21 protein-coding genes (1 of these 21 only partly in view) are annotated in these 25545 nt (G+C 66.5%); 14 read left to right on the top strand and 7 right to left on the bottom strand.

Features of this window, described 5'->3' with window-relative positions:
* On the top strand, positions 1-778 hold the 3' end of the coding sequence (locus Sj15T_RS18620) for a TonB-dependent receptor (RefSeq protein ID WP_013053842.1). Its footprint begins 1208 nt before the window's first position; 778 of the gene's 1986 nt are visible here — the last part of the coding sequence; its start codon lies off the left edge, out of view; its stop codon occupies positions 776-778.
* A gap of 26 nt (positions 779-804) precedes the next feature.
* Here Sj15T_RS18620 and Sj15T_RS18615 read toward each other — a convergent pair whose 3' ends face one another.
* Positions 805-1458 (bottom strand): alpha/beta hydrolase, encoded by a 654-nt coding sequence (locus Sj15T_RS18615; RefSeq protein ID WP_013053841.1) that lies wholly within the window; start codon positions 1456-1458, stop codon positions 805-807.
* Between the two features lie 193 nt (positions 1459-1651).
* Here Sj15T_RS18615 and Sj15T_RS18610 point away from each other — a divergent pair, with 193 nt between their 5' ends.
* A complete protein-coding gene (locus Sj15T_RS18610) occupies positions 1652-1855 on the top strand; it encodes a hypothetical protein (RefSeq protein ID WP_013053840.1) in 204 nt (67 codons plus the stop codon).
* On the top strand, positions 1845-2072 hold the full coding sequence (locus Sj15T_RS18605) for a hypothetical protein (RefSeq protein WP_013053839.1): 228 nt from the start codon (positions 1845-1847) through the stop codon (positions 2070-2072). The genes Sj15T_RS18610 and Sj15T_RS18605 overlap by 11 nt, the downstream gene beginning before the upstream one ends.
* Before the next feature lie 308 nt (positions 2073-2380).
* Here Sj15T_RS18605 and Sj15T_RS18600 read toward each other — a convergent pair whose 3' ends face one another.
* From Sj15T_RS18600 to Sj15T_RS18585, 4 genes are all read right to left on the bottom strand, one after another.
* Positions 2381-2578: a hypothetical protein gene (locus Sj15T_RS18600; RefSeq protein ID WP_013053838.1), complete on the bottom strand. Its 198-nt coding sequence runs from the start codon at positions 2576-2578 to the stop codon at positions 2381-2383.
* Between the two features lie 94 nt (positions 2579-2672).
* On the bottom strand, positions 2673-5153 hold the full coding sequence (locus Sj15T_RS18595; RefSeq protein WP_013053837.1) for an exo 1,3/1,4-beta-D-glucan glucohydrolase: 2481 nt from the start codon (positions 5151-5153) through the stop codon (positions 2673-2675).
* Between the two features lie 149 nt (positions 5154-5302).
* Positions 5303-7561 carry a glycoside hydrolase family 3 protein gene (locus tag Sj15T_RS18590; RefSeq protein ID WP_013053836.1) on the bottom strand — a complete coding sequence of 753 codons (2259 nt, stop codon included), beginning with the start codon at positions 7559-7561 and terminating at the stop codon, positions 5303-5305.
* 232 nt (positions 7562-7793) lie between these two features.
* Positions 7794-10244, bottom strand: a complete 2451-nt coding sequence (locus tag Sj15T_RS18585) for a TonB-dependent receptor (RefSeq protein WP_013053835.1) — start codon at positions 10242-10244, stop codon at positions 7794-7796.
* 163 nt (positions 10245-10407) lie between these two features.
* Between Sj15T_RS18585 and Sj15T_RS18580 the strand changes: the two genes are divergently transcribed.
* The 5 genes from Sj15T_RS18580 to Sj15T_RS18560 all read left to right on the top strand — a co-directional run bounded on the left by Sj15T_RS18580 (position 10408) and on the right by Sj15T_RS18560 (position 14302).
* Positions 10408-11646: an MFS transporter gene (locus Sj15T_RS18580; RefSeq protein ID WP_013053834.1), complete on the top strand. Its 1239-nt coding sequence runs from the start codon at positions 10408-10410 to the stop codon at positions 11644-11646.
* Positions 11643-12659, top strand: coding sequence for a LacI family DNA-binding transcriptional regulator (locus Sj15T_RS18575; protein WP_013053833.1), 1017 nt, complete (start codon positions 11643-11645; stop codon positions 12657-12659). Before Sj15T_RS18580 ends, Sj15T_RS18575 begins: the two co-directional genes overlap by 4 nt.
* Before the next feature lie 103 nt (positions 12660-12762).
* Positions 12763-13113, top strand: a complete 351-nt coding sequence (locus Sj15T_RS18570) for a glycine zipper 2TM domain-containing protein (protein ID WP_013053832.1) — start codon at positions 12763-12765, stop codon at positions 13111-13113.
* Between the two features lie 28 nt (positions 13114-13141).
* Positions 13142-13336, top strand: coding sequence for a hypothetical protein (locus Sj15T_RS18565; RefSeq protein ID WP_148225611.1), 195 nt, complete (start codon positions 13142-13144; stop codon positions 13334-13336).
* Between the two features lie 18 nt (positions 13337-13354).
* The gene (locus Sj15T_RS18560) at positions 13355-14302 is read left to right on the top strand and encodes a DMT family transporter (RefSeq protein WP_253720764.1); all 948 of its coding nucleotides are present in this window, start codon (positions 13355-13357) and stop codon (positions 14300-14302) included.
* Here Sj15T_RS18560 and Sj15T_RS18555 read toward each other — a convergent pair.
* Complete coding sequence (locus Sj15T_RS18555) at positions 14248-14997, bottom strand: SDR family oxidoreductase (protein WP_013053830.1); 750 nt, start codon at positions 14995-14997, stop codon at positions 14248-14250. The two genes, Sj15T_RS18560 and Sj15T_RS18555, sit on opposite strands and share 55 nt — an antisense overlap.
* Before the next feature lie 97 nt (positions 14998-15094).
* On the opposite strand from Sj15T_RS18555, the gene Sj15T_RS18550 reads away from it, so the two are divergent.
* Positions 15095-16051: an AraC family transcriptional regulator gene (locus Sj15T_RS18550; RefSeq protein ID WP_013053829.1), complete on the top strand. Its 957-nt coding sequence runs from the start codon at positions 15095-15097 to the stop codon at positions 16049-16051.
* Positions 16052-16247: 196 nt separating this feature from the next.
* Positions 16248-17348 carry a Gfo/Idh/MocA family oxidoreductase gene (locus Sj15T_RS18545; RefSeq protein WP_013053828.1) on the top strand — a complete coding sequence of 367 codons (1101 nt, stop codon included), beginning with the start codon at positions 16248-16250 and terminating at the stop codon, positions 17346-17348.
* A 45-nt stretch (positions 17349-17393) separates the two neighbouring features.
* Here Sj15T_RS18545 and Sj15T_RS18540 read toward each other — a convergent pair whose 3' ends face one another.
* Entirely contained in the window at positions 17394-18743 is a 1350-nt protein-coding gene (locus Sj15T_RS18540; RefSeq protein WP_013053827.1) for a cation:proton antiporter, read from the bottom strand.
* A gap of 291 nt (positions 18744-19034) precedes the next feature.
* Between Sj15T_RS18540 and Sj15T_RS18535 the strand changes: the two genes are divergently transcribed.
* From Sj15T_RS18535 to Sj15T_RS18520, 4 genes are all read left to right on the top strand, one after another.
* Positions 19035-20279 (top strand): MFS transporter, encoded by a 1245-nt coding sequence (locus tag Sj15T_RS18535; RefSeq protein ID WP_013053826.1) that lies wholly within the window; start codon positions 19035-19037, stop codon positions 20277-20279.
* Positions 20276-21910 (top strand): glycoside hydrolase family 43 protein, encoded by a 1635-nt coding sequence (locus Sj15T_RS18530; protein WP_013053825.1) that lies wholly within the window; start codon positions 20276-20278, stop codon positions 21908-21910. Before Sj15T_RS18535 ends, Sj15T_RS18530 begins: the two co-directional genes overlap by 4 nt.
* 143 nt (positions 21911-22053) lie before the next feature.
* Positions 22054-23718 (top strand): carboxylesterase family protein, encoded by a 1665-nt coding sequence (locus tag Sj15T_RS18525; RefSeq protein WP_013053824.1) that lies wholly within the window; start codon positions 22054-22056, stop codon positions 23716-23718.
* Between the two features lie 217 nt (positions 23719-23935).
* Entirely contained in the window at positions 23936-25534 is a 1599-nt protein-coding gene (locus Sj15T_RS18520; protein WP_148225622.1) for a glycoside hydrolase family 43 protein, read from the top strand.
* Positions 25535-25545 lie beyond the last annotated feature (11 nt).

Raw genomic sequence — 25545 nt, 5'->3', positions numbered from 1 at the left:
GCGGGCCAGGGACGCCGCCGCCGCCGCGCTGGGCGAGGGCGAGGGATCGGACAGCCTGTTGTCGCCCAAGGCTTCGCTGGCCTACAGGCTAGCGCCCATGCTGGAACTCTACGCCAATTGGGGCCGGGGTTTCCACAGCAACGACGTGCGCGGGGCGGTGAATGTCGACACACCGGTCCCGTTGCTGGTGCGCGGCACGGGGAAGGAACTGGGCGGACGCGTCCAGATCGGTTCGGCCAGCCTGACCGCGACCTATTGGTGGCTGAATGTCGGCAGCGAACTGCGCTTCGTCGGCGACAGCAACGCGGTCGAGCCGACCGGCGCCAGCAGGCGGCACGGCTATGAGATCGTCGCCTTCTGGCGGCCGCTGCCCTGGCTGGCGCTGGACGGCAACTACACCGCCAGCCATTCGCGCTACGACAATGGGGACCGAATTCCCAATGCGTTCGAAAATGCCGCCTCGGCGGGCGCGGCGGTCGTGCTGGGGCGCTGGGAGACGAGCCTGCGGTTGCGGCATCTGGGGCCTTATCCGCTGATCGAGGACAATAGCGCGCGGGACAAGGGCAGCACCATCGTCAGCGCCCGCGGCGCGTGGAAGGGCAAGCGGATCGAGCTTTACGGGGAGCTGCTCAATATCTTCGACAGCCGGGACAAGGACATCGCTTATCATTACGAATCCTATATTCCAGCCTTCGACGCGGCCGGCCCGCAGGAAGGGCGGCTCAGCCGGGTGGTCGAGCCACGGACGATACGTCTGGGGATGAAGATCCGGCTTTGATCAGGCCGATGGCGATCCCCGCCAGGTCAGACGCCGTAGAGCAGGGTCGCCTCCGCGCTGCGTTCCCGCTCTCCGGCGATCTGCTGGCTATCCATGTCCTGTTCTTCGAATGGTTGGCCGAGGCGGGAGAGCAGGAACCGTCCGAATGCCCAGTCGCCCAGCGCTGAATCGGCGTTGATGTGCCCCGCCTCCCCCGCATCGGCGAAGCGGCTGCCCCAGAATTGCGCAAGCAGCCGCGCCCGACCGAACGAGATATAGGGATCGTTGCGACTGGCGACGAGGATCGAGGGGAAAGGCAGCAACGCCTTGGGCGTAGGCGCGAAACCGCGCAAGCGCGGATCGACGGCGCCCGAATCGAGTTCTGGCGGGGCGACGAGCAAGGCTCCGGCGATCTTCTCGCTCCATTCCCGGCATTCGAACGCGGCCCACCAGGCAACGGCATGACATCCCAGGCTGTGGGCCGCGAGGATGACCGGCCCGTCGATGCGATCGATTGCATGGTTGAGATGGCCGATCCAGCTATTGCGCTGCGGCGCGTCCCAACTGCCCAGTTCGGCGCGACGGCAATGGGGCAGCTCGACTTCCCAGATCGTCTGCCAATGCCCCGGCCCGCTGTTCATCAGGCCGGGCACGGTCAGGATCGTCGCGGAAGCGATCAGTTCGGTGGCATTTGGACGCATGGAAGAACCTCCTGCCCGCAAAGTTATTCTCTATCATAATGATTGACAATAGAGCACGCATATTTTGCGGATGGGCGTTGCTGCTTCGCGACGAACCGAAAGCGTGCTTGATGGGCGGGCCGACCCAGCGCGCCGGGAAGGTTGAAGGCCTGCGCTCCTGCCCCTATCAGCAGAGCATGCGGCGGCGACCTTCATGACGGACGGCATCAGGGACATTCTCGACCGTTTGCGCGCGCCCGGCGACAATGTCGTGGCGCGGGCGAGGCGCATGGTGGAAGCCCATGTGCCGGAGGAACGGCGCGGTCCCGGATGGGATCGGCACTGGCGCGAGTTGGAGGCTTATCTGGCGTTGCCGGGACAATGGCCTTGCGCCGAGGGAAAAGAAAATGACGGCTGACAAACTCGTCGAGTTGATCGTCGCCCGCCTGGTGCGCGATCACGGACGCAGCAAGCATCATTGGCGCCGGCTGGTGGGGCCGATCCGGCTCTACAGCCGCGCGACGCATCCGCATTGCAACTGGGCCGCCGCGCCGATCGGAACCTTTCAGGAAATCGCCGCGATCGAAACCCTGCTGGACGATTGGCGCCTGCGTTACCCGTTGCTCTCCGATTGACCGGATCAGGCGTCGGGAGGGTGGAAGCATGTTCCTGCGCCCTCCTTCCTTGTGCTGGGACTTTTTGCCTCGAACCTCGATGCGACATTTAGGAACGTGCGGCCTGGGCGGCGCGGACAAATGCATGACTCGCCGGAGTGATCTGGGGGCGAGAAGCGGCCATTCGCCTATTCGTCACCCCGGGCTTGACCCGGGGTTCCGCTTTCTTTCTGAGTCCGCGCCTGGTCAAGGCAGCAGCGGGACCCCGGATCACGTCCGGGGTGACGGGAAGTGGCATTTCCCGACATTCCGAATTTGTCCGCGCTGCCTTAGCTTCCGGCTTCGGTGTTGACCGGCGGGGCCAAGGGATTGGGGTCGCTGTCCTCGGCTTTCTCGACGCGCTCCGCAGCTTCATCGTCGGCCTGATCCGCTTCGCCGCCGGGCGAGCCCTTTTCCGGCGGCGGCACATCGTTGCGGCCCTCCGCCGGATCCTGGGACGATTCGTCGCGCTGTCCATCATTCTGCATGTCGATCTCCTCTTACGATGGCGTCAACGCGCGATCTTCGGAGGGTATCCTGTGCAAAGAGGTCGGGCCTAAACTGTCTTATCGACGGCCTTCCTTACTCTCCGCCCGGCACCGCGTCGCCGCAGGCGTCCATCGGCATGCTGACATAGTCCAGCTTCACGTCGGAGATGCTGATGTCGGCCGCGCCGTCGGATCGCAGCACCAGCGGCGCGGTGACGGCCCGCATGTCCGCGCCGCGCTTGGCGAAACATTGCAGCGGGACGGCGAGCCGGGTCCACTCCCCTGCCCTGGCGGAGGAAATGCTGTTTGCTATCGGCAGTTCGACCGTCTTGCCGCCGCCTTGCAGGCCAGCGGTCAGCCTGCCCGCTGGTTTGGCGTCCACCCGGTATTCGACGACCAGGCTGATTTCGCCGTTGCTTTCGCGGGAGAGGTCGACGGCGCGGGGGGCGGTGAAGGCCACCTGCCCTGCCCCCTTCCAGACGAAGCGGCGGCTGTCCTCCTGCGCGCGGCGGTCGACGCCGCTCTGGGTGACGCCCTCCGCCTCTATGGACCAGCCCGGCGGCGTCTGGCCGCGACCGTAGAAGGTGCCGGGGGTGGCCGCCGCCATGCCCGCGGGGCGGCTTTCGTCCAGCTTGCCGACCTTGCCCGGCCGGGCGTAGCTGAGGCCGTAGCCGAAGGGGAAGAGCGGGTCATAGCCCGGATCGCGGCGGTTCAACACATATTGGTCGGGCCGCTTGGGCCAGGAGAAGCTGAGCTTGCCCCGGAAATCGTGGCGCGGCTTGCCGTCGGGTCCGGCGAACAGCAGATCGGCCACGCCGCCGCCCTCGCTGCCGGGCAGGAAGGCGGCGACGAAGGCGTCCGACGCATTGAGTTCCGCATTCACCCAGAGCGGGCGGCCCGACAGGAACACCGCCACGACCGGCACGCCCGCCGCCTTGAAGCGGCGCAGCGTCTCCAGGTCGCGCTTGTCGCCGGGGCTATATTCCAGATTGGGCACGTCGCCCTTGAATTCGGCATAGGGTTTTTCGCCGAAGACGAGGATGGCGGCGTCCGGCCTTTGCGTGAAGCGGCCGTCGGGGGCGTAGCGCGCCGTGCCGCCGCCTGCCTTCACGACCTCCTCTATCCCCTTCCAGATCGACTGGGCGTTGGGGAAGGCGGAATTGGGGACGTCGATCCCCTGCCAGGTGATCGACCAGCCGCCCGCCTGCTGGCTGATGCTGTCGGCAGCCTCCCCCGCGACGAGGATGTCGGCATTGGGCTTGAGCGGCAGGACGCCCTCATTCTTGAGCAGCACCAGCGATTCGCGCACGGCGCGGCGAGCGACGGCGCGGTGATCGGCGGAGCCGATGGCGTCGAACTTACCCGCGAAGGCGCGGGCGGAGGGGCGACCCCGGTCGAAGGTTCCGGCGCGGACCTTGACGCGCAGGATGCGGCGCACCGCGTCGTCCAGCCGCGCCGCCGGGATCGTGCCGTCCTTCGCTTCGCGCAGCGTATTGTCGTAAAGCTGTTTCCAGCCGGGGCCGGAATACATGAACATGTCCAGCCCGGCATTGATCGCCTGCGGGCAATCCTCATTGGAGCAGCCCGGCACCTGGCCATGGCTGTTCCAGTCGCCGACGACGAAGCCGTCGAAACCCATGCGGTCCTTCAGCACCCCGGTCAGCAGCGATGCGTTGCCGCTCATCTTCTCGCCGTTCCAGCTTGAGAAGCTGGCCATGACCGATTGGGTGCCCGCCTCTATGGCGGCGGGGTAGCCGCCCAAATGGACGTCGCGCAGCACCTCTTCGGGCACTTTGGTGTCGCCCTGGTCGCGGCCGCCGGTGCCGCCGTCGCCCAGGAAATGCTTGGTGGTGGCGATGAGATGGTCGGGGGCGAGGAAGTCCTTGGTGCCGACCCTGCCCTGCACGCCCTCTATCATCGCGCCCGCATAGTCGGCGGCGATCTGCGGTTCTTCGCCATAGCTTTCATAGGTGCGGCCCCAGCGGTCGTCCTGCACCACCGCCAGCGTCGGGGCGAAGGTCCAGTCCAGGCCCGCCGCCGCCGTCTCCAGCGCGGTGATGCGGCCGATTTCGCGGATCAGATCGGGGTCGCGGGCCGCGCCCAGGCCGATATTGTGGGGGAAGAGCGTGGCGCCGACGATGTTGTTGTTGCCGTGGACGGAGTCCGTGCCCCAGATGATCGGGATTTTCGGGCCTTTGTCCGCGCGCGCCATGGAGGCGTCATAATATTCGTCGGCCAGTTGGAGCCATTTGGCGGGGGAGGCATATTCGTCGCCATAGGGGCCGCTATTGCCGCCGTTCAGGACCGAGCCGATCTTGTATGTCCGCACGTCGGCGGGGGTGATGGAGCCGATGTCGACCTGAATGATCTGGCCGACCTTGTCCTCCACCGACATGGATTTCAGCAGGGCTTCGACGCGGCGTTCGACGGCGGGGTCGCGTTTGGGCTGGGCGGCGACCTTCGGCCAGAGATCGGGATGCGCAACGGAGGCGGCGGGCTGCTGCTGCGCGGTGGCGGCGGTGGCGAGCAGGAGCGTCAGCGCGGTCAGGGAAACGGGCGAAAGGCCGGTGGTCATGTCGTCTCCTGTTATGAAGGCGCTTATTCGCGCGGATTACGCAAGAGGCAAGGTACAGAGTGTTCCTGCGAAGGCAGGAACCCAGTTCTGCCGTCGCAACTGGGCTCCTGCCTTCGCAGGAGCACGTAATGCGATGGGGCTGTGCCTCATCACGGTTTCAGGCTCAAAGCATCGAGTTTCGCCACGCCCTTGAGCGTCGCGTCGCCCGCATGATGGCCGACCGCCAGCGCATAGTCGCCGCCGTCCAGCCGCCAGCCCTTCCCTTCCTCGAACCGGGCGATCAGGCGCGGGTCGACGGTCATGGTGACGCGGCGGGTTTCGCCGGGGGACAGGCTGATCTTGTCGAAGCCCGCGAGCCGCCAGGCGGCGATGCCCGCGCTGCCCCGCGCCTGCACATAGAGTTGCGGCACGTCGGCGCCGGGGCGGCTGCCCGCATTGGTCACGTCGAAGCTGACGGTCAGGGCCGCGCCGTCCTGCACCTGAAGATTGGCGTAGGCGAAACGGGTGTAGGTCAGGCCATGGCCGAAGGGGAAAAGCGGCTTCACCCCCTTCATCGCATACCAGCGATAGCCGACCTCTGCACCCTCCGGATAGTCGACGGTGAAGGGGGCGACGCCGCCGGTCATGCCGTAATTGGTCTTGTCCCCCGCGTCCCGGCGGGCCTCCGCCGCGTGCAGTTCGGCAAGGCCCGCCGGTTCCGGGCGCGGCGCCTGATCGGCGCGCACCGGGAAGGTGATCGGCAGGCGGCCCGAAGGCGCAACATCGCCGAAGAGGATGTTGGCGATGGCTTCGCCGCCGCGCTGGCCGGGATACCAGGCCTGCACCAGCGCCGGAACCCTGGCGATCCAGGGCATCTCCACCGGGCCGCCCGTTTCCAGCACGACGATGGTCTTGCGGTTGGCGGTGGCCACCGCGTCGATCAGCGCGTCCTGATTATCGGGCAGGCGCATGGTTTCGGGATCCTGCGCCTCGGTCTGCCATTGCCAGCCGAAGACGATGGCGAGGTCGGCGCGCCGCGCCGCCTCCGCCGCCGCCCGCGGGTCGCTGCCGTCGACATAGCTGACCTCCGCCTGCGGGGCGAGGGCGCGGATCGCGTTCAGCGGCGAGGAAGCGTGCCACGTCATGCGGGCGAAGGAGGCCGCCGCCCCCTTCGTCAGCGGAATTTCGACCGGCGCCCCGCCGACGGAGCGGACCTGTGACGATCCGCCGCCCGACAGCACTCCCACATCGGCATGGCCACCGATCAGGACGATCCGCCGCGCGCTCTTGGCGAGCGGCAGCAGGTCGCCCTCATTCTTCAGCAGGACGATGCCCTCCTCCGCGGCGCGCTGGGCGATGTCGGCATGGGCGGCATAGTCGATCTGGCGCGGGCTTTCCGGCACCGGGTCGTCCATCAGGCCGCTGGCGATGACGCCGTAAAGGATGCGCCGCACCATGTCGTCCAGCCGCGCCGCAGGGATGCGGCCTGCGTTCAGAGCATCCGCGAACGGCTTGCCGAAATGGATGGCGTCGTCCAGTTCCTGCCCCGATTCCTGATCCAGTCCGCCGAGCGCCGCCTTTTCCGTCGAATGGACCGCGCCCCAGTCGGACATGACCCAGCCCTTGTAACCCCAATCCTGTTTCAGGACGCTGTTGAGCAGCCAGTCATTCTCGCACGCATAGTCGCCGTTCACCTTGTTATAGGCGCACATGACGGAGGCGGGATCGCCGATCTCCGTCGCGATCTGGAAGGCGAGCAGGTCGCTTTCCCGCAGCGCCGCCTTGCCGATGCGGGCGTCCAGCACGGTGCGGCCGGTTTCCTGCGAATTCAGCGCGAAATGCTTGATGGTGGAGACGATATGGTTGCTCTGGACGCCGCGAATATGCTCGCCCGCCATCACCCCGGCCAGCAGCGGGTCTTCGCCCAGATATTCGAAATTGCGGCCGTTCCACGGATCGCGGGTCAGGTTGACGCCGCCCGCGAGCAGGATGTTGAAGCTCTTGGCCCGCGCCTCCGCCCCGATCATCGCGCCGCCCGCATAGGCGAGCGCCGGGTTGAAGGTCGCGGCGGTGGCGAGGCTGGCGGGCAGCGCGGTCGCCGTGTCGCCCTTCCGCTGCTCGACCTGGTTGGCGACGCCCAGGCTGGCGTCGCTTTCGCGCAGGGTGGGGATGCCGAGGCGGGGGATGCCCACGATATGCCCTGCCGACGGGATCATGGCGATGGGTTCGGCGGGCTTGGCCAGCGGCGGGAAATAGCCGTGGATGATCGCCAGCTTCTCCTCCCGCGTCATGGCGGCGACCAGCGCCTGCGCGCGCGCCTCCGCCGGCAGGGCGCGGTTGCTGCCCGCGACGGTGGAGGGGGGCGTCCGGGCGTGGGCCATGCCCGCGACGCCGAGCAGGAGGGAGGCGATCAGCAGCTTGCGCGTCATCGGGATACTCTTCGGCGGGATATTCCTGGACAGGGGCAGATGGGGGCGGCGGAGGGCCGTCTGGCCATCCGCCGCCCGTGATGACGATCCGGCCGGGGGGGCATGCCGGTCGTCATCGGGAGGCAGTGTCGGAATTTGTCCTGTTTTGATTGAAGCGCGACATGCTCCTGCGACTGTGGGAACTGGGTTCCTGCCTGCGCAGGAACACGCCTCAACATAAACATGACAATCTCTAGAAGTTGGCGCGGGCGCGGACGCCCCAGGTGCGCGGGGGCTGGAGGTTGGAGAGGAACACCGGGTCGTAGCGCGGCGCGCCGAAGGCTCCGGCGCCGGTGCGGATCTTTCCATTCTCGATATTCTGGACGAAGGCCTCCACCGAATATTTCTGGTCCGGCGACAGGAAGCGGATCGATGCGTCGGAGCGGAAATAGGCCTTCTGCCGGTCCCAATCGGTGCCGTTGGTGCCGCGATCAGGCATATTGTCGGCCGGATCGTTGGGATTGACGAAGGGGTTGGCGTCGCCGTTGAAGTAGCTCAGCCAGCTTTTCGTCTCATAATGGGTGGTGAAGCGCGGGGTGATCTTCGCGCCGCTCGCCAGTTCGAAGTCATGCTCATAGCTGAGCGTGGCCGAGAAGCGCGGGGCGTGCGCCAGTTCATTGCCCTTGAGCTGCGCGATGGAGGACAGCTTGCCGCCGTCATAGAGGCGGCCGTCGACGCTCTCCAGTTCCTCCAGCTTGGTCTTCTGGAGCGTGCCGGAGAATTGCAGCCGGTCATTGTCGGTCAGGTTGGCCGACAATTCGGCCTCCAGGCCATAGGCCTTCGCGCCCTTCGCATTCTGGGTGATCATCTGGCTGCGCACCACATTGCCCTGATCGTCGCGGAAGGTGACGGCCTGGTTCACCTGATAGCCCTTGAAGTCGCTGTAATAGGCAGCGAGGTTCAGCGTCACGCGGCGGTCGAGGAAGCGCGACTTCAGGCCGACTTCATAGTTGGTGAGCGTTTCCGGATCGGTCAGCCCGGCATTGTCCTGGATATTGCCGGACTTGAAGCCGGTGGAGATGCTGGCATAGCCCAGCACGTCTTCCGCCAGGTCGGCGTCGACGCGGGCGAGATAGGTGAGCTTGTCCCACTTGCCCTTCACGTCGTTGCTGGAGATGGAGAAGCCGGGCAGCAGCGCCACCAGTTCGTCCGCCGTGGCGTTCGGATAGGCGCCGAAGATGCCGCCCTGGCATGCGCCGGGGGGCAGGGTCGCGGGGCAGCCGGAGAAGGTCACGTTGCGGCCGCCGATATCCTCCTTCTTGTCGGAGGTGTAGCGCAGGCCGCCGGTGACGCGGATCGCGTCGCTGACGTGCCAGACCGCCTGACCGAAGACGGCGCGGCTGTCGATCTGGCGATTGGCCTGGATGAAGCTGCCCGCCCAACTGAAGCTGCCGTCGCGATAGCCGTTCCGCTGGTCGATGTCGAAGCGGATGCGGTTCTTTTCATGGCTGTAATAGGCGCCCAAAATCCAGTCGATGGCCTGTTCGCCGGTCGACTTCACCTGAAGCTCATGGCTCTGGAAATCATAGCGGGAGGAAAGCGTGCGGTTTTCCCCGAAGGCGCCGAGCGGCAGGTCGTTGCCGTCCGCGTCGAACTGCCCGGTGGGGGGCAGCGCGCCCGCGTCGGCGTCTGTCTGGGTCGATCCGCCGATGCGCGACCAGCCCGCGATATAGCTGAGCTGGATGCCGTCGGTGACGTCATAGTTCATCGTGCTGCGGACGGCGACCGAATAGCGGTCCGTGTCGGGCGCGGTGTCGCTGAGCGTCGACCAGCGCTTCGTGCCGGGGCGCGGCGTCTGGAGCAGGCCGATGACCGGCGCGCCATTGTCCAGGAAACCTTCCGCCGACAGGTTCCAGCTAAAGCGTTCGCCGGGCTGCCAGAGCATGGAGACGCGGCCCGACTGCTGGTCGGCGGCATAATATTTCTTGCCGGTGGTGACGAAGGCCGAGCGGTTGATGCCGGGAACGTCGGGCGCGGGCTGGAAATCGGCATAGCCGTCATGCCGGTCGGTGACGAAGGCGACGCGGAAGGCCAGCGTGTCGGTGACGGGGATGTTGATCGCGCCGCGCACGCCCAGACGGTCGTAATTGCCCGCGACGACCTCCACATTGCCGCCGAATTCGCCCAGCTTCGGCTTGGCGGAGATGAGGCTCAATGCGCCGACCGTCGCGTTGCGGCCGAACAGCGTGCCCTGCGGGCCGCGCAGCACCTCGACGCGCTCCATGTCGTACATCAGCACCGACGCGCCCTGCGAACGGGGCGAATAGATGCCGTCGACATAGATGGCGACTTCGGGGTCGGCCACTTCGGTATAGGCGCTGTCATTGCCGATGCCGCGCAGCGTCAGCAGCACCGCCGACTGGTCGCCCTGCTGGTTGAACTGGAGCGAGGGGACGAATCGGGCGAGGTCGGTGACGTCCTTCACCTGCTGCCGGTCGAGTTGCGCCTGGCCGAAGGCGGACACGGCGATGGGGGTGGATTGCAGCGTGGTTTCGCGGCGGGTGGCCGTCACGATGATATCGCTGCCATAATCTGGCTGGGCCGCCGCCTGGGGGGCGGCTGCGTCCTGCGCGAAAGCGGGGGTCATCCACAAGGTTGCGGATGCAAGCGCGGTGCCTGCGGCCAGCGCAATGCTTTTCATCATCTCTCTCCCTGGATCCACATGGTTTGTGGGCGCCTATTGACCCAAGCCTGACAACGATGTCAACATGATTTTTGACATCGTTGTCATATATTGCCATGTTGCGCCGGAACGGCTTTGCGGCTTCACTCTCCTTCCACAAAGGTTCAATCGAAGCCTCTTTTCCATGGTGGCCGTTACGTCATCCCCGCCCCTTTCCGGACCTGAACAGGTCGCCGCCCGGCTTTTCCGGCTGTCCATCGGCGTGTTCTTCATCGGCGGCTTCCTGACCTCGTCCGTCAGCCTGCTGGTGCCGCGGCTCAAGCTGATGCTGGATCTGGATTACAAAGGGGCGCTGCTGGTCCAGCTCGCCTTCCATTCCAGCTACATGCTTTTCGCGCTGCCGATCACCTGGGCCATCGTGCGCGCCGGTTACATGCGCGCCATCGTCGCGGGGCTGGCCGTGATCACGGCGGGATGCCTTGCGCTCACCCTGGCGCAGAACGCCTTGTCCTTCGCCATGGTGCTGGGGGCGCTGCTGCTGGTTTCGGCGGGGCAGACCTTCCTCCAGATCGCGTCCAACACCGTCGTCGCCGTGATCGGACCGTCGCGGGGCGCGGCGCGCCGGCTGACGCTGCTCCAGGGCTTCAATTCCTTGGGCACCGTATTGGGCCCGCTGCTGAGCGCGCCGCTGCTGCTCGGCGAACTGGACGCGCAGGCGGCGCGGCATGTCGGCGCGACCCTGCCCTTCACCGGAACGGCGCTGGTCACGGGGCTGCTGGCCTTCGCCTATTTCCGCAATCGCACCTTGCTGGAGGGGGACGGGCTGCGCCGCTTCGCCGCCATCGGGCAGATGTTCCGAGTGATGCAGTCCCCCCGCCTGCGCTGGGGCACGGCGGCGATCTTCGTCTATGTGGGGGCGGAAGTGGCGATAGGGGCGCTGCTGCCCGCCGTGCTGATGCGGCCCGACCGGCTGGACGCCGCGCCTGTCCTCGCCGGGCAACTGGTCAGCCTCTATTGGGGCGGCGCGATGGCGGGGCGCTTCCTGGGCGCCTGGGCGATGCGGCGGATCGCGGAGGCTCGGCTGCTGACCGCCGTCTCCCTGGGCGCGGTCATCCTTACCATGGCGGCCATCGCCCTGCCCGGCGTCGCGGGCGCGGGCGCCCTGCTGGCCGTCGGCCTGTGCAATGCCGTCATGTACCCTACGATCTACGCGCTCGCCCTGCCCGATGATGAGCGGCAGGCGCCCGTCGCCTCCATGTGGCTGTGCATGGCGGTGGTCGGCGGCGCCATCGTTCCGCTGCTGACGGGGGCGCTGGCGGATGCGACGGCATTGCTGCCCGCGCTGGTCCTGCCCGCCGCCTGCTACGCCTTCATCGCCCGGTTCGCCGCCCTGTGCGCGCGGCCGCAGGAGACCCGCCCATGACTACCGTCACGATCAAGGACGTCGCGGCCCGCGCCGGCGTTTCCCCCAAGACCGTATCGCGCGTGATCAATGGGGAGGATCATGTCCGTCCCGAAATCAGGGAAGCGGTGCAGCGCGTGGTGGCGGAACTCAATTACCGGCCCAACGCCTTCGCCCGCAGCCTTTCCAGCTCCCGCTCCTACCTGCTGGGCCTGTTCATCGACGATCCCGTGTCGGGCTATGCCGCCGACGTGCAGCATGGGGCGCTGCTGCGATGCCGGGAGCGCAGCTATCATCTGGTGGTGGAGCCGGTCGAACTGAACCAGCCGGACTGGAAGGATCATGTCCGCGCCAGCATCGCCAGCCTGAGGCTGGACGGCGCGATCGTCGCCCCGCCCATCTGCGATTCTGCGGAACTGATCGACCTGTTCCGCGAATCCGGCGTGCCCCATGTGCTGATCGCTCCTTCCGCCGAGCCGCCCGATTCGGGCGCGGTGCGCATGGACGATTGCGGCGCGGCGCGGGAGATGACGGACTATCTGATCGGCCTGGGCCATCGCCATATCGGCCTGGTCCAGGGGCCGATCAGCCACAGCGCGTCCGCCCGGCGGGAGAAGGGCTTTCGCGCGGCGATGGCGCAGGCGGGGATTGCGGTCGATGAAGATGCGGTGCTGCGCGGCGACTTCAGTTTCCGTTCGGGGCTGGAACTGGGGGAAGCGTTGCTGGACCGCGCCGACCGCCCGAGCGCGATCTTCGCCTGCAATGACGACATGGCGCTGGGCGTCCTCATCACCGCGATGAAACTGGGCATTGCCGTGCCGCAATCGCTGTCCGTCGCTGGCTTCGACGATTCGGCCTCTTCGCGCGCGGCCTGGCCGCAGATCACGACCATCCGCCAGCCCAAGGCGGAAATGGCCGCCGCCGCGGTCGACATATTGGTCGACCCATCCTTCCGAAAGAAAAGCGCCGGGCCGGAATCCCGCCTGATGCTGCCCCACGCCCTGGTCGTGCGCGGCAGCACCGGGCCGGCATGACATCGGATCGCCCAGCTTAACCTTTGATAACAAAGCGGTTCAGCATTGGCGCATGCGCGGCATGGAATAAGGCGGTCAACGACAAGGCAAGAGGAGACCAGTCATGACCATTCGCAAGACCATGCTCGCCATCGCCGCCGCCGCCGCGACCCTTTCCGCGGCGGTTCCGGCCACTTCCTTCGCCCGCGACGGCGGCTGGCACCGCTATGACCGGCATGACCGGGTTCGCTATTCCGACCGCCGCGACTATCGCGACTATCGTTCCTATCGCGACGACCGGGGCTATCGCTGCCGCAAGTCGGGCGGCACGACCGGCCTGCTGCTGGGCGGCGTCGCCGGGGCTCTGCTGGGCCGCGCGATCGATACCCGCGGAGACCGGGCGCCCGGCACCATCATCGGCGCGGGCGCCGGCGCCCTGGCCGGCCGCGCCATCGACCGCAATTCCAGTTGCTGAACCAGCCCGAGGAAGGGACGGCGGCGCCATGGCGCTGCCGTCCCTTTCATTTCCTCGCCGCAATCTGAAGCCCTTATCGAGATTGCGCCTTGACGACCTGCAAATGGCGTTTATTCGCGCTTCCGGTGCTCACCTGCTTCCAATGCTCACGAAGAACCGCCAGCTTCGGTTTGTCATCTTCCCAATGTGGATACATGTCGGGGAGCCGGGCGACGAACGCTGAAGGAAAAGGCGGCCGGACTTGAGTTCGCAGATGCGGGCCTATGCCATGCTGGGCATGACCATGGCGCTGTGGGCGGGCAATGCGATAGTCGGCCGGGCCATGCGGGGAGAGATTCCGCCGCTGACCCTGGCCTTCAGCCGCTGGATGCTGGCTCTGCTGATCATCGCCCCCTTCGCATGGCGCCGCGTCATGGCGCAGCGCGCGTTGATCCGCCGCCATTGGGGCGCGATCCTGTTCCTGGGGCTGGCGGGCGTCGCCGCGTTCAACGGCTTCCTCTATTCGGGCCTGCGCCATACGACGGCGGCCAACGGCCTGCTGCTGCAGGGGCTGATCCCGACATTCGTCGTCATCATCAGCCGCATCGCCTTCGGCGACAGGGCGCCATTGCGCCAGGTCGCGGGCATAGCGCTGTCGACGCTGGGGGTGACGTTCATCGTGTTCAAGGGCGAGTTGGCGGAAATCCTGCGGCTGCGCCTGGGCATGGGGGATCTGCTGGTGCTGTGCGGCTGCGGCGCATGGGCGGTCTATACCGCCTGCCTGCGCCTGCGTCCGGCGATCGACCCCCTGGCCTTCCTATTCGTGACCTTCGCCATCGGTGCGCTGACGATGGGCATCGGCGCCCTGGGCGAGGCGCAGGCGATTGCGCGGATGCACTGGAGCGGAAGCGTGGCGTCCGCCATCGCCTATGTCGCGATCTTCCCCTCGATCATCGCCTATATGTCGTTCAACGCCGCGGTCAGCCATGCGGGCGCCGGCGCGGCCGGGCAGACGATCAGCCTGTTGCCGCTGTTCGGCGCCGTGCTGGCCGCCCTGATCCTGGGGGAACCGCTGTTCGGCTATCATCTGGCCGGCATGGCCCTGATCCTGGGCGGCGTGTTGCTGAGTTGGGGAGCGCGGGCGCAGGCAGGGGATCAGCGCCTCTCCGCCAGCGCCACCGCATCGGCTCCGGCCGGGAAGCGGAGCTGATCCGTCCTGTCGTGGACGGCGTTCCAGACGGCTTCGGCGACGTCGCTCTCCCTGGTCGTCAGCGCAGGCGCGGCGAAGGCCGCGAGGATCGGTTGCGCGAAATCGGCGTAGCGGCCGGGCAGCAGGTCGGTCACGGGAATGATGGCGTTCGCCCCGAAGCGGGTGGTCGGCGCATAGCCCGGCTCGACCAGTTTCACCCGGACGCCGAAATAGGCGAGTTCATGCGCAAGGGAGGCCGTGAATCCCTCCACGGCATGCTTGGTCGCGCTATAGGCCGCCGCGAGCGGGAAGGCGCCCAGCGCGACGGTGGAGGTCACGTTGACGATCGCGCCCGCCCCGCGCTCGCGCATCTGCGGTATGAATGCGCGGCACATTGCCATGGCGCCGATGCTGTTGGTTTCGAAAAGCTGGCGGATCAGGCTCATCGGCATGGCTTCGAAAGCGCCGACGCCGCCTATCCCCGCATTGTTGACCACAATGTCGACGGGTCCGGCGGCCTCCACCAGCGCGGCTATGCTGTCCTCGCTGGTGACGTCCAGCGGCAGCAGCCGCAGGCGTTCGGCATGCTGGCCGAACAGGGCGGGATCGGGCCGTCGCATGGTTGCGATGACATTCCATCCGCGAGAAAGGAAATGAAGCGCCGTGGCCTTGCCATAGCCCGACGAAGTGCCGGTGATCAGGATCGTCTTGCTCATTTGCCTGCTTCCTTGATGTCGATGCGCGTTTCATAGACAGCCGGGATCAGACGATCTATAATTCCTGATCCATATCTAATTACGGATCATCCAGAACATGGATCCCCTGAGCGACATCATCGCCCTGCTTCAGCCCAGCGCCGCCATCTCCAAGCCGATCACGGCGCGCGGGCAATGGGGCGTCCGCTATGACGCGCATGACGCGCCCGGCTTCACGATCATCCTTGCGGGGGAAGCATGGGTCGCTTTCGAAGGGCGCGCACCGCTTCGGCTCGCGCAGGGCGACTTCCTGCTGATGCCGAGCACCCCGCCCTTTTCCTTGAGCAGCGAACCGGGTCTTCCCTGCATTTTGGTGGAACCCCGCAGCGAAGCGGTGCGGCACGGGGATCGGTCAGGCGATCCGGACTTCGTCGCGCTGGGCGGCAGTTTCGCCTTCGAGCGGGCCAACGCCCCGCTCCTGCTGTCGCTGCTTCCCGATCTGATCCATATCCCCGCCGCGCAAGGCCGCGCCACGCGTTTCGGCCAGTTGGTCGACATGCTGTCCGACGAGTGCCTGTCCAGCCATCCCGGCAAGGAACTGATCACCCGCCGCCTGCTGGAGATGTTGCTGGTGGAGGCGCTTCGCTGGCGGCGCGTCGGTGGGGAATCAGGCCTGCTCGGCGCGATGCGCGATCCCGCGCTGGCCCGTGCCCTGCAGGCGATGCATCAGGATGTTCCCGCCCCCTGGACCGTGGCGCGGCTCGCAAGCGTGGCGGGCATGTCGCGTTCGGCCTTTGCCGCGCGCTTCGGCGAGGCGCTGGGTTGCGGGCCGATCGAATATCTTGCGCGATGGCGCATGGCGGTCGCCAAACAGGCCTTGCTGCGGGGCGACAAGTCCCTCGGCCGGATCGCGGAGGAAATCGGCTATGACTCCGCCAGCGCCTTCAGCACTGCCTTCCGCAAGCGAATGGGCTGTCCGCCCGGCAGCTTTGCGCGGCTCCACGGGCGCGGCGCACCGGACCCTGTCCCCCACATCCCGGCTTCACCGCATATAGGCCATGGCGCGACGGGATGAGGAGGAACCACCGCCGCCGCTAACGCCGCCCCTCCTCTCCCCCAATGGCGGGAAAGTATCGCATTTTGCTTGAAGCTGTCCGACCGATTCCGATATGTTAGCGCTATCGACTCCAACATGACGGTCGCCCCTTACCCGTTGCCGCGACCGCCGATGTTAATCCGCATTCACCCTCCAAAGGAAATGGGAGAGCCGCGTGACCACTTCCCGTCGTGAAATTCTGAGCGGCCTTGGCGCCGGAATGGTCCTGGCCGGCGTGGGAACGCGTGCCGGCGCCGCGCCGACGCGCAGGATCGGCTATGCCATTGTCGGGCTGGGCTCCTACGCCACGCGCCAGATCATGCCGAACTTCGCCGGTTGCGAGCATGCGAGGCTGGTGGCGCTGGTCAGCGGCACTCCGGCCAAGCTGGACCAATATGGCGCGCAATATGGCATCGCGGCGACCCACCGCTACAGCTATGCCGATTTCGACCGCATCCGGGACAATCCGGACATCGACGTCGTCTATGTGGTGCTGCCCAACAGCATGCATGCCGAATACAGCATCCGCGCCGCGCAGGCGGGCAAGCATGTGATGTGCGAGAAGCCGATGGCCGTGTCCGTCGCGGAGTGCGAGGCGATGATCGCCGCATGCCGCAAGGCGGGGACGAAGCTGATGATCGGCTATCGTTCGCGCTTCGAACCCTATAACCGGCTGGCCATCGAGCTGGCGCGCAGCGGCCATGTCGGCCCCACCCGCCTGATCACCGCCGAACATGGTTTCCCGGCCCGGCCGGGCCAGTGGCGGCTGGACCGGCCACTGTCGGGCGGCGGATCGTTGATGGACATCGGCATCTACAGCCTGAACGCGGCCCGTTACCTGACCGGGGAAGATCCGGTTTCGGTCAGCGCCGTCGAAACCACCGACAGATCCGATCCCCGCTTCAAGACCGTGGAGGACCGCATCGGCTTCCTGCTGCGCTTTCCTTCCGGCATCGTCGCCAACTGCATCTCCAGCTACAGCTCCTCCCATAACGGCTATCGCGTCATCGGCACGCAGGGCTGGATCGACATGGAACCGGCGACGCCCTATGAGGGGCAGCGCATGTCGATCCGCAAGGACGGCGTCACGACCCCGCGCACGCTGCCGGCCGCGGCCAAGAACCAGTTTGCCGGGCAGCTCGACCATATGGCCGAATGCATCGTCAGCGGCACGACCCCCATCGTGCCGGGCGAGGAAGGCCTGGCCGACATGCGCGTGATCGAAGCGATCTATCGCTCGGCGGCCGAGCGGAGAGAAGTCGTCATAAGGGCATGACTTCGCGGCACGTCGGATGGATTCCGGCGATGAGCGACGGGACTATCAGGTCGCGGCGCCTAGCCGCCCCAATTCTCCCTCCGCGCGCGCGCGTCTTCCATAGACTATCTCGAACAGCGGCCCGGCCATCATGGTGGTGACGATTGCCATCAACACCAACATGGAGAACAGGGCGGGTTCGATAATGCCCTTCTGGATGCCGATATTGATGATGATGAGTTCCATCAGCCCCCGCGAATTCATCAGCGCGCCGATTCCCAGGGCCGTCCGATTGTCCTCCCCCGACAGGCGCGCCGCGGCGTAGCAGGCGCCGAACTTGGCGAGGATGGACGCGACCAATATGCCGATCGCAATGAGCAGGAACGGAAGCGAGTTCACCATGTCGAGCCGCGTGTTCAACCCGGAATAGGTGAAGAACATCGGCAGCAATATGACGACGGCGAGCGGTTCGACCTTCCTCTTCAATTCCTCCACGAACAAGCCGCGCGGCATGAACACGCCCAGGATGAAGCCGCCGAATATGCCGTGAATGCCGATCGCGTCCATGATGAAGGCGGACAGGCAGAACAGGGCCAGCGTGATCGCCAGCACGGTCGCGCTCATCTCGCCCTGCATTTCCACCGCTCGGCCCAGCGGCGCGAACAGGCGCCGTCCGAACAGCAGCAGGAAACTGACATAGAGGAAGGCGCCGACGATCGCCAGCACCGCCACACCGCTGCCGCCGCCGAACAGGGCGAGGACCACGGCCAGCACGCACCAGGATGCCGCGTCGTCGAACGCCCCGGCCGTCAGCGAAAGCGTGCCGAGCGGACTGTCGGCAAGGCCGCGTTCGTTGATGATGCGCGCCAGCATCGGAAAGGCGGTCAGGGCAATGCATGCGCCCATGAAGAGGGTCGCGCCGCCACGGCCCAGGCCCTCCGCGAAAAGACCGGGCACGGTCAGGAGCCAGGGCGTGATCAGGATCGCCATGACGAAGGGGGCGAACAGTCCCGCGCCCGACACCATCGCCGCGTTCCGGACCTTCGACTGGAAATGATCCAGGCGCAGGGTCAGGCCCACGAGGAACATGTAGAGCGCCACGCCGAATTGCGCCCCGGCGTAAAGCACATTGCCGGTTTCCCTGGGGAAGACCATCGCCTGCAGGCCCGGCGCGAGGAGGCCGAAGAGCGAGGGCCCCAGGATCACGCCGGCGATCATTTCCCCGACCACCTGGGGTTGCGCCAGGAACTTGCGGCAGAACCAGCCCACCCCCCTGCACGCGACGACGATCAGCGCGAGTTGCAGGAAGAAATGAATGCTGTAGTCGCCCGGCGCGTAGCTCGACAATTTCGCGCCGACCGGCGGCCCGTGGGGCGCCAATATGCTCGTCAGCGAAGAAAGCACCTCCCCAACCATCCAACCCTCTCGCCTTTTGTTTTGGGAGCGCTACCACATTCTGCCCACGGAAGGAAGAGGCTGCCCGCCGTGGCGCCTCGCCCCCGCCGGATCGCAACAAAGACTCGACTGTTCGTTAGTTAGCGCTAACAATGCCGACATCGCGTCACCAATAACCCTGCAAGATTATCGGGAGAGGATGTTGCCTTCGAACCATGGACGCCGGCATTGCGCGGTGTCGAACGATGACCGTTCGGCCTTGCCTGCCCGAAAAACGCGGCGATTCCGTGACTTGCTGAGAAGCAGGGCGCCATGTTGACGCTGATCGGCAAATTCCGCTGGACGATTATCGGCCTGTTCGTGGGCGCGATGGTGATCAACTATCTCTCGCGTTCCGTGCTGGGCGTCGCCGCCCCCGTGATCCTTGCCGAACAGAAGATCAGCAGCGTCGAATATGGCTGGATCACCGGCGCGTTCCAGTTGGGCGTGATGCTCCAGCCGGCGGCCGGCTATTTCCTCGACAGCATTGGGCTGCGCGTCGGGTTCGCGATCTGCGTCGCGGCCTGGTCGATCATCACCATGGCGCACGGCCTGGTGAACGGCTGGTTCGGCTTCGCCGCGTTGCGCGGGCTGTTGGGCCTGGCGGAAGGATCGGCCCAGCCCGCCGGGCAGAAGCTGGTGGCGGAATGGTTCCCCGCCAGGGAGCGCGGCGTCGCGGGCGGCATCTACAATATCGGCGCTTCCTTCGGCGCGGTCTTCGCTCCGCCCCTCGTCGCCTGGGCGGTGATGGTGCATAGCTGGCGGCTGGCCTTCGTCGTGGCGGGCGGCATCGGACTCATCTGGGCGGTCCTCTGGTTCGTCCATTACAACAGCCCGACGCGGCACCGTCGCCTGGGCCAAGCGGAACGCGACTATATCCTGAACAATCAGGAAGCGCGCCTGGCCGCGCGCCCGGAGAAACCCTCCGTGCTTGCCCTTGCGCGGCGGCGCGACCTTTGGGGCATAGCGCTTCCCCGCCTGCTGGCCGATCCGGTCTGGGGCATGCTGTCCTTCTGGATGCCGCTCTACCTTGCCCGCGTGCGCGGCTTCGATCTGGGGCAGATCGCATTGTTCGCCTGGCTCCCCTTCCTGGCCGCGGACCTTGGATGCCTGTTCGGCCCGGCCGTCGTCGCCTTCCTCCAGCGCAGGGGGATCGACCTTGTCGATGCGCGCCGCGCGGCCTTCACGCTGGGCGCCGTGCTGATGACGGGCATGGCCTTTGTCGGCCTGGCCACCAATCCCTATGCCGCGATCGCCCTGCTCTGCCTTGGCGGCTTCGCCCATCAGACGCTGTCGGTGACCGTCATCACCATGGCGTCCGACCTGTTCGCCCGGAACGAGGTGGCGACCGCGGCGGGCATGGCCGGGCTGGCGGGAAATCTGGGCGTGCTGATCTTTTCCCTTTCGCTGGGGCAGATGGTCGACCGGGTCGGCTATGAACCCTTTTTCATCCTGCTCGGCGTGCTCGACCTGGTCGGCGCCGCCATTTTGTGGACAATGGTGCGCAAGCCGCGATGACGAACATTTCCAACCCCATTTTGCGGGGCTTCAATCCCGATCCCTCGATCCTGCGCGTGGGCGAGGATTTCTACATCGCGACGTCCACCTTCGAATGGTATCCGGGCGTGCAGATCCACCACAGCCGCGACCTGGTGAACTGGCGGCTCGTCGCCCGCCCGCTGGAACGCGCCGGGCAACTCGACATGCGCGGCGATCCCGACGGCTGCGGCGTCTGGGCCCCGGACCTCAGCCATGCCGATGGCCGGTTCTGGCTGGTCTTCACCGACGTCAAGCGTTACGGCGCAACCACGGTCCATGGGGCGAAGGGCATGTCGCTGCGCGACTTCCCCAATCATGTGGTCACCTGCGAGACGATCGACGGCATATGGTCGGACGCGGCGCACATCAACAGCAGCGGTTTCGACCCGGCGCTCTTTCACGACGATGACGGGCGTAGCTGGATGCTCAACATGCTGTGGGACCACCGGCCCGGCCGTGGCCGGTTCGCCGGCATCCAGGCGCAGCAACTGGACCGCGCCACTCTGAAACTGGTCGGCGAGCCGACGCTGATCTTCAAGGGCACGGAGCGCGGCTTTACCGAAGGACCGCATATCTACAAGCGGGGCGGCTTCTATCATCTGCTCGTCGCCGAAGGGGGAACGGGCTGGGACCATGCCGTGGTCATGGCCCGCTCGCCCGACCTGCTCGGCCCCTATGAAGTGCATCCGGACGGGGCGGTGCTGACCAGCGCGGGCCGCAGGGACGTGCCCATCGCCCGCGCCGGCCATGGCGATCTGGTGGAACTGGCGGACGGCAGCACCTGGCTCGCCTATCTGTGCGGCCGTCCCTTGCCGGGGCGCGAACGCTGCATCATGGGGCGCGAAACCGCGATACAGCCGATGCTGTGGGGCGAGGATGGCTGGTTGCGCACCGTTGCCGGGGACGCGCGGCCCGATCCGTCGCCGCCCGCGCCGAATCTGCCGCCCGCCCCCTGGAACGCCCCGCCCTGGGACGGCCGCTTCGACGATCCCCACCTGCCTCAGGATCTGCAATGGCTGCGCAGCCCGGCCCCCGAAAGGCTTTTCAGCCTGACGGAGCGGCCCGGCTTCCTGCGCCTCTATGGCCGCGAAACGGTGGGCAGCCTGTTCGAACAGGCGCTTGTGGCGCGACGGCAGACCGCTTTCCGCTTCACCGCGACGACTTCTCTCTCCTTCGCGCCGCGCAGCTTCCAGCAGGCGGCTGGCCTCATCCATTACTACAACAGCACCAAATTCTATTATCTGTGCGTCAGCGCGGAAGACGGCCGGCGGCAGCTTCAGCTCGTGAGCGCCTCGCCGGAAAATCCGGCCGGCAACAGCCTGGACATCATGGTGGACGCGTTGCCCCCCGGTCCGATCGATCTGCGCGCCGACGTGGACGGCGACCGGCTGACCTTCGCCTGGCGGGCCGATGGAGAGGCCGACTGGCATAGGCTTCCGGATGTCCACGACGCCAGCATCCTGTCGGACGAAGTGACCCTGCCCGGCCTGCCCAATTTCACCGGCGCGTTCATCGGCATGGCGTGCCAGGATCTGTCGGGCGGGGGCACTCCGGCGGACTTCGCCAGCTTCGTCTATCGGGAGGAGGAGTTCGACGCCCCGCCGGACTGAGGCTCCGCGATCCGACGGATTAGCGGGAAGGACGCGCGCCTTGGAAATTATTTGTGGGAGTTATTGACGAGCTGCCCGGATCGTATAGGATTTTGCCGCCGGTCAGAAAAATGCCGGCATCATAATCGACAAGGGGATGCAGGATGACCGGACGGGCCATGCTTTTCGATCGACGTCAGGCGCTGTTGGCGTCGTCGCTGGGCGGCACGGCCGCGCTGCTGGCCGGGGAAGCCGCTGCCGCCACGCGCGCGGCCGGCGCTTCGGGCAGTTCCGGAAGCTGCGCCACGCCGCGCAATGCCATTGCAAGGACGCGATACGGGCCGGTGCGCGGCTATGTCGCCGGGGACGTCTTCACCTTCAAGGGGATACCCTATGGCGATGATACCGGGGGCGAGAACCGCTGGCTGCCCGCCAGGCCGCCCAAGGCGTGGACCGATCCCTATCCCGCGCTCGCCTATGGCGCGAACTGTCCCCAGACGCTGCACAGCTTTCGCGCGAAGGAACACACCTTCCTCCAGCAATGGACGGACGGCTTCCTGGGCGAGGACATGCTGAAGCTCAATATCTGGACGCCCTCCTTGTCGGGCAATCGGCCCGTCATGGTCTATTTCCACGGCGGCGGCTTCGCCTTCGGTTCCTCCTACGAACTGGCATCGCATGACGGCGCGCAGATGGCGCGACACCATGATGTGGTGCAGGTGTCGATCAACCATCGCCTCAACGTGCTGGGCTTCCTCGACCTCACCGAAGTCGGGGGCGATCCCTATGCGGAGTCCGTCAATGTCAGCATGACCGACTGCATCGCCGCGCTGCGCTGGGTGCAGGAAAATATCGCGGCCTTCGGCGGCAATCCCGACCGGATCATGATCTATGGCCAGTCGGGCGGCGCGTCGAAGGTGACGACGCTGATGGGCATGCCGTCGGGCAAGGGCCTGATCCACCGCGCCGCGGCGCAGTCGGGCGGCGGCGGCAATATCCCCACGCTGGAACAATCGCGCGAATTCTCCCGCCGCGTCGTCAAGGAACTGGGGGTCGGCCCCCGCGACATCGGCGCCTTGCAGAAGATGGACTGGGCGACGCTGTTCGCCGCAGGCAACAAGGCGGCGGACCAGATCAACGGTCCCCGCGCGGCCGGCGGCCCTTCCGCCAGCCCCCGCGTCGGCTGGAACCCGACCCTGGACGGCCGGGTCATAACCGTCCGTTCCTTCTTCGACGCCGCGCCGGACGCGTCGCGCGACGTGCCGATGCTGATCGGCAACACCAGCGAGGAAGGCATGCGCTTCGGCCAGAACCCGACCGAGGCCGAATGGCGCGCCGAACTGGCCGGCCAATATGGTCCGCAAAGGGCCGACGCCCTCATCGCCCAGATGAAGCGCGACCATCCTGAGAAAGCGATCCGCACCCTGTCCTACGGCGTGGCTTCGCTCGGCTATCGCAACCGCATCCAGTCCATGGTCGCCCTGCGCGACAAGCAGCCGGGCAGCGCGCCCATGTTCCAATATCTGTTCCAGTGGCAATCGCCCCAACTGGACGGCGTCGCGGGCGCGTGGCACACCGCCGATCTCGCCTTCGTGTTCGACAATAGCGCGCTGTGCGACCAGGGCACGGGCAACACGCCCGAAGCGCGGAAGCTGGCCCGCACCATGGCCACCGCCTGGGCCAATTTCGCCCGAACCGGCAATCCCAGCCAGCCCGGACTTGCCTGGACGCCCACCGACGCCGTCCGGTGCCGGACGATGATCTTCGACAATCAATGCCGCATGGTCGACGATCCCGAAGGGACGGCGCGGCGCATCATCCTGGGCTGACGAAGGCGCGGCATGATGCAAGCGGCGATGCGCGAAGGCCGGCATTCCGCTCGACACATGTGTATGGTAGCGTTATCATAACTGGATGCACGCGACCGTGCCCCATGGCCGGCGCTTCGAGGAGAGATTGATCGTGACGCACCGGACCTCGCGCTTTTCGGCCCTGCCCTTCGCGCTGCTGTCCCTTTTCCCGGCCGCGCCCGCCGCCACCGCCGCCATGGCCGCCCCCGCCCGGTTCGACCGCTTCACCTATGAGGGGACATCGATGGAGCAGGTCGCGGTCAGGCCCGGCGAATATCGCAATCCGATCCTGACCGGCTATTATCCGGACCCTTCGGTCATGCGGGTGGGCGATGATTATTATCTCGTGAATTCGTCCTTCGCCCATTATCCGGGCCTGCCGATCTTCAAGTCGAAAGACCTGGTGAACTGGACGCAGATCGGCAACGCCATCGACCGGCCGGAACAATTGGACTTCAACGGCCGCCGCATTTCCCAGGCGGTGTTCGCGCCGGACATCAGCCATCATGACGGCACCTTCTACATCGTCAACACCTGCGTCGAATGCGGCGGCAATTTCGTCATCACGGCGAAAGACCCGGCGGGGCCCTGGTCTAACCCGGTCTGGCTGCCGTTCGAGGGCATAGACCCGTCCATCTACTGGGAAGGGGACAAGGCCTATATCGTCAACAACCGCGCCCCTGACGAGCCGCCCCGCTATGACGGGCATCGCGCCATCTGGATCCAGGAATTCGACTGGCGCGCCGGCAGGATGGTTGGGGAGAGCACGCAGATCGTCAACGGCGGCGTCGACATCGGCAAACAGCCCGTCTGGATCGAGGGGCCGCATATCTTCCGCAAGGACGGCTATTATTACCTGACCGCCGCCGAAGGCGGCACCAGCGTCAACCATTCTCAGGTCGTGTTCCGTGCAAAGGAACTTCGCGGCCCCTACATCCCCTATGAGGGCAACCCTATCCTGACCCAGCGCGACCTGGACCCCGCCCGGCCGGACATGATCGGATCGGCCGGCCATGCCGAACTGGTGCAAACGCAGAAGGGCGACTGGTGGGCGACGTTCCTTGCCGTGCGTCCCTATGACGCCGACGATCATTACAATATCGGGCGGGAGACTTTCCTGCTGCCGGTCGAATGGAAGGACGGCTGGCCGATCATCCTGCCCAGGGGCCAGGCGATCCCGCATGCGCTCAAGGCCCCCGCCCTGCCCGCCCAGCCGAAACCGCCGCTGCCCACCAGCGGCGACTTTTCCTATGTCGAGGAATTCGACGGCCAGTCGCTGCCCATGCAATGGATCGGCATTCGCACGCCGCGAAAGCCCTTCTACCGGCTAAGGGGCGGCGCGCTGGAACTGGAGAGCGGCGCGGCCATCGGCGACCTTGGCGGCATCCCCGCCTTCATCGGCCGCCGCCAGCAGCATTCCAACGCCACTTTTTCGACCACGCTGCGCTACAGGCCGACAAAGGACGGCGACCGCGCTGGCCTCGCCGCGGTGCAGAGCGACCGCAGCAACCTCTTCTTCGGCCTGACCCGCATCGCCGGCAAGCCGGCGGTCGCGCTCTACACCCGCGACGCCGCCGACGCCGACACGCTGGTCGCCTCCGCCCCCGTCGCCCCGAACGGACCCATCACCCTCACCATGCGCGTGACCGGCGGGACGATGGCGTTCGACTATGCCGTCGGCGGGCGGACGGCGACGCTCAAGGAGGGTCTCGACGCGACGCTGCTCAGCACCAGGAAAGCCGGCGGTTTCGTCGGAACGGTGGTCGGCCCCTATCGCTACACGCCGGCGTCGTGAGAGGGCCGGTC

The organism is Sphingobium sp. TA15, from assembly GCF_037101235.1.
GTDB lineage: Bacteria > Pseudomonadota > Alphaproteobacteria > Sphingomonadales > Sphingomonadaceae > Sphingobium > Sphingobium indicum.
Note: the sequence above shows the minus strand (reverse complement) of the source record. Positions and strands in the feature narration are given on the sequence as shown.

Bases quoted from the DNA above. Each gene is read 5' to 3' on its own strand.
- Sj15T_RS18550 (WP_013053829.1), top strand. From the start codon at position 15,095: ATGGATCCCCTGAGCGACATCATCGCCCTGCTTCAGCCCAGCGCCGCC.
- Sj15T_RS18585 (WP_013053835.1), bottom strand. From the start codon at position 10,244: ATGATGAAAAGCATTGCGCTGGCCGCAGGCACCGCGCTTGCATCCGCA.
- Sj15T_RS18570 (WP_013053832.1), top strand. From the start codon at position 12,763: ATGACCATTCGCAAGACCATGCTCGCCATCGCCGCCGCCGCCGCGACC.
- Sj15T_RS18595 (WP_013053837.1), bottom strand. From the start codon at position 5,153: ATGACCACCGGCCTTTCGCCCGTTTCCCTGACCGCGCTGACGCTCCTG.
- Sj15T_RS18520 (WP_148225622.1), top strand. From the start codon at position 23,936: ATGGCCGCCCCCGCCCGGTTCGACCGCTTCACCTATGAGGGGACATCG.
- Sj15T_RS18580 (WP_013053834.1), top strand. From the start codon at position 10,408: ATGGTGGCCGTTACGTCATCCCCGCCCCTTTCCGGACCTGAACAGGTC.
- Sj15T_RS18605 (WP_013053839.1), top strand. From the start codon at position 1,845: ATGACGGCTGACAAACTCGTCGAGTTGATCGTCGCCCGCCTGGTGCGC.
- Sj15T_RS18535 (WP_013053826.1), top strand. From the start codon at position 19,035: ATGTTGACGCTGATCGGCAAATTCCGCTGGACGATTATCGGCCTGTTC.
- Sj15T_RS18590 (WP_013053836.1), bottom strand. From the start codon at position 7,561: ATGACGCGCAAGCTGCTGATCGCCTCCCTCCTGCTCGGCGTCGCGGGC.
- Sj15T_RS18600 (WP_013053838.1), bottom strand. From the start codon at position 2,578: ATGCAGAATGATGGACAGCGCGACGAATCGTCCCAGGATCCGGCGGAG.
- Sj15T_RS18610 (WP_013053840.1), top strand. From the start codon at position 1,652: ATGACGGACGGCATCAGGGACATTCTCGACCGTTTGCGCGCGCCCGGC.
- Sj15T_RS18555 (WP_013053830.1), bottom strand. From the start codon at position 14,997: ATGAGCAAGACGATCCTGATCACCGGCACTTCGTCGGGCTATGGCAAG.
- Sj15T_RS18525 (WP_013053824.1), top strand. From the start codon at position 22,054: ATGACCGGACGGGCCATGCTTTTCGATCGACGTCAGGCGCTGTTGGCG.
- Sj15T_RS18575 (WP_013053833.1), top strand. From the start codon at position 11,643: ATGACTACCGTCACGATCAAGGACGTCGCGGCCCGCGCCGGCGTTTCC.
- Sj15T_RS18565 (WP_148225611.1), top strand. From the start codon at position 13,142: ATGGCGCTGCCGTCCCTTTCATTTCCTCGCCGCAATCTGAAGCCCTTA.
- Sj15T_RS18540 (WP_013053827.1), bottom strand. From the start codon at position 18,743: ATGGTTGGGGAGGTGCTTTCTTCGCTGACGAGCATATTGGCGCCCCAC.
- Sj15T_RS18530 (WP_013053825.1), top strand. From the start codon at position 20,276: ATGACGAACATTTCCAACCCCATTTTGCGGGGCTTCAATCCCGATCCC.
- Sj15T_RS18615 (WP_013053841.1), bottom strand. From the start codon at position 1,458: ATGCGTCCAAATGCCACCGAACTGATCGCTTCCGCGACGATCCTGACC.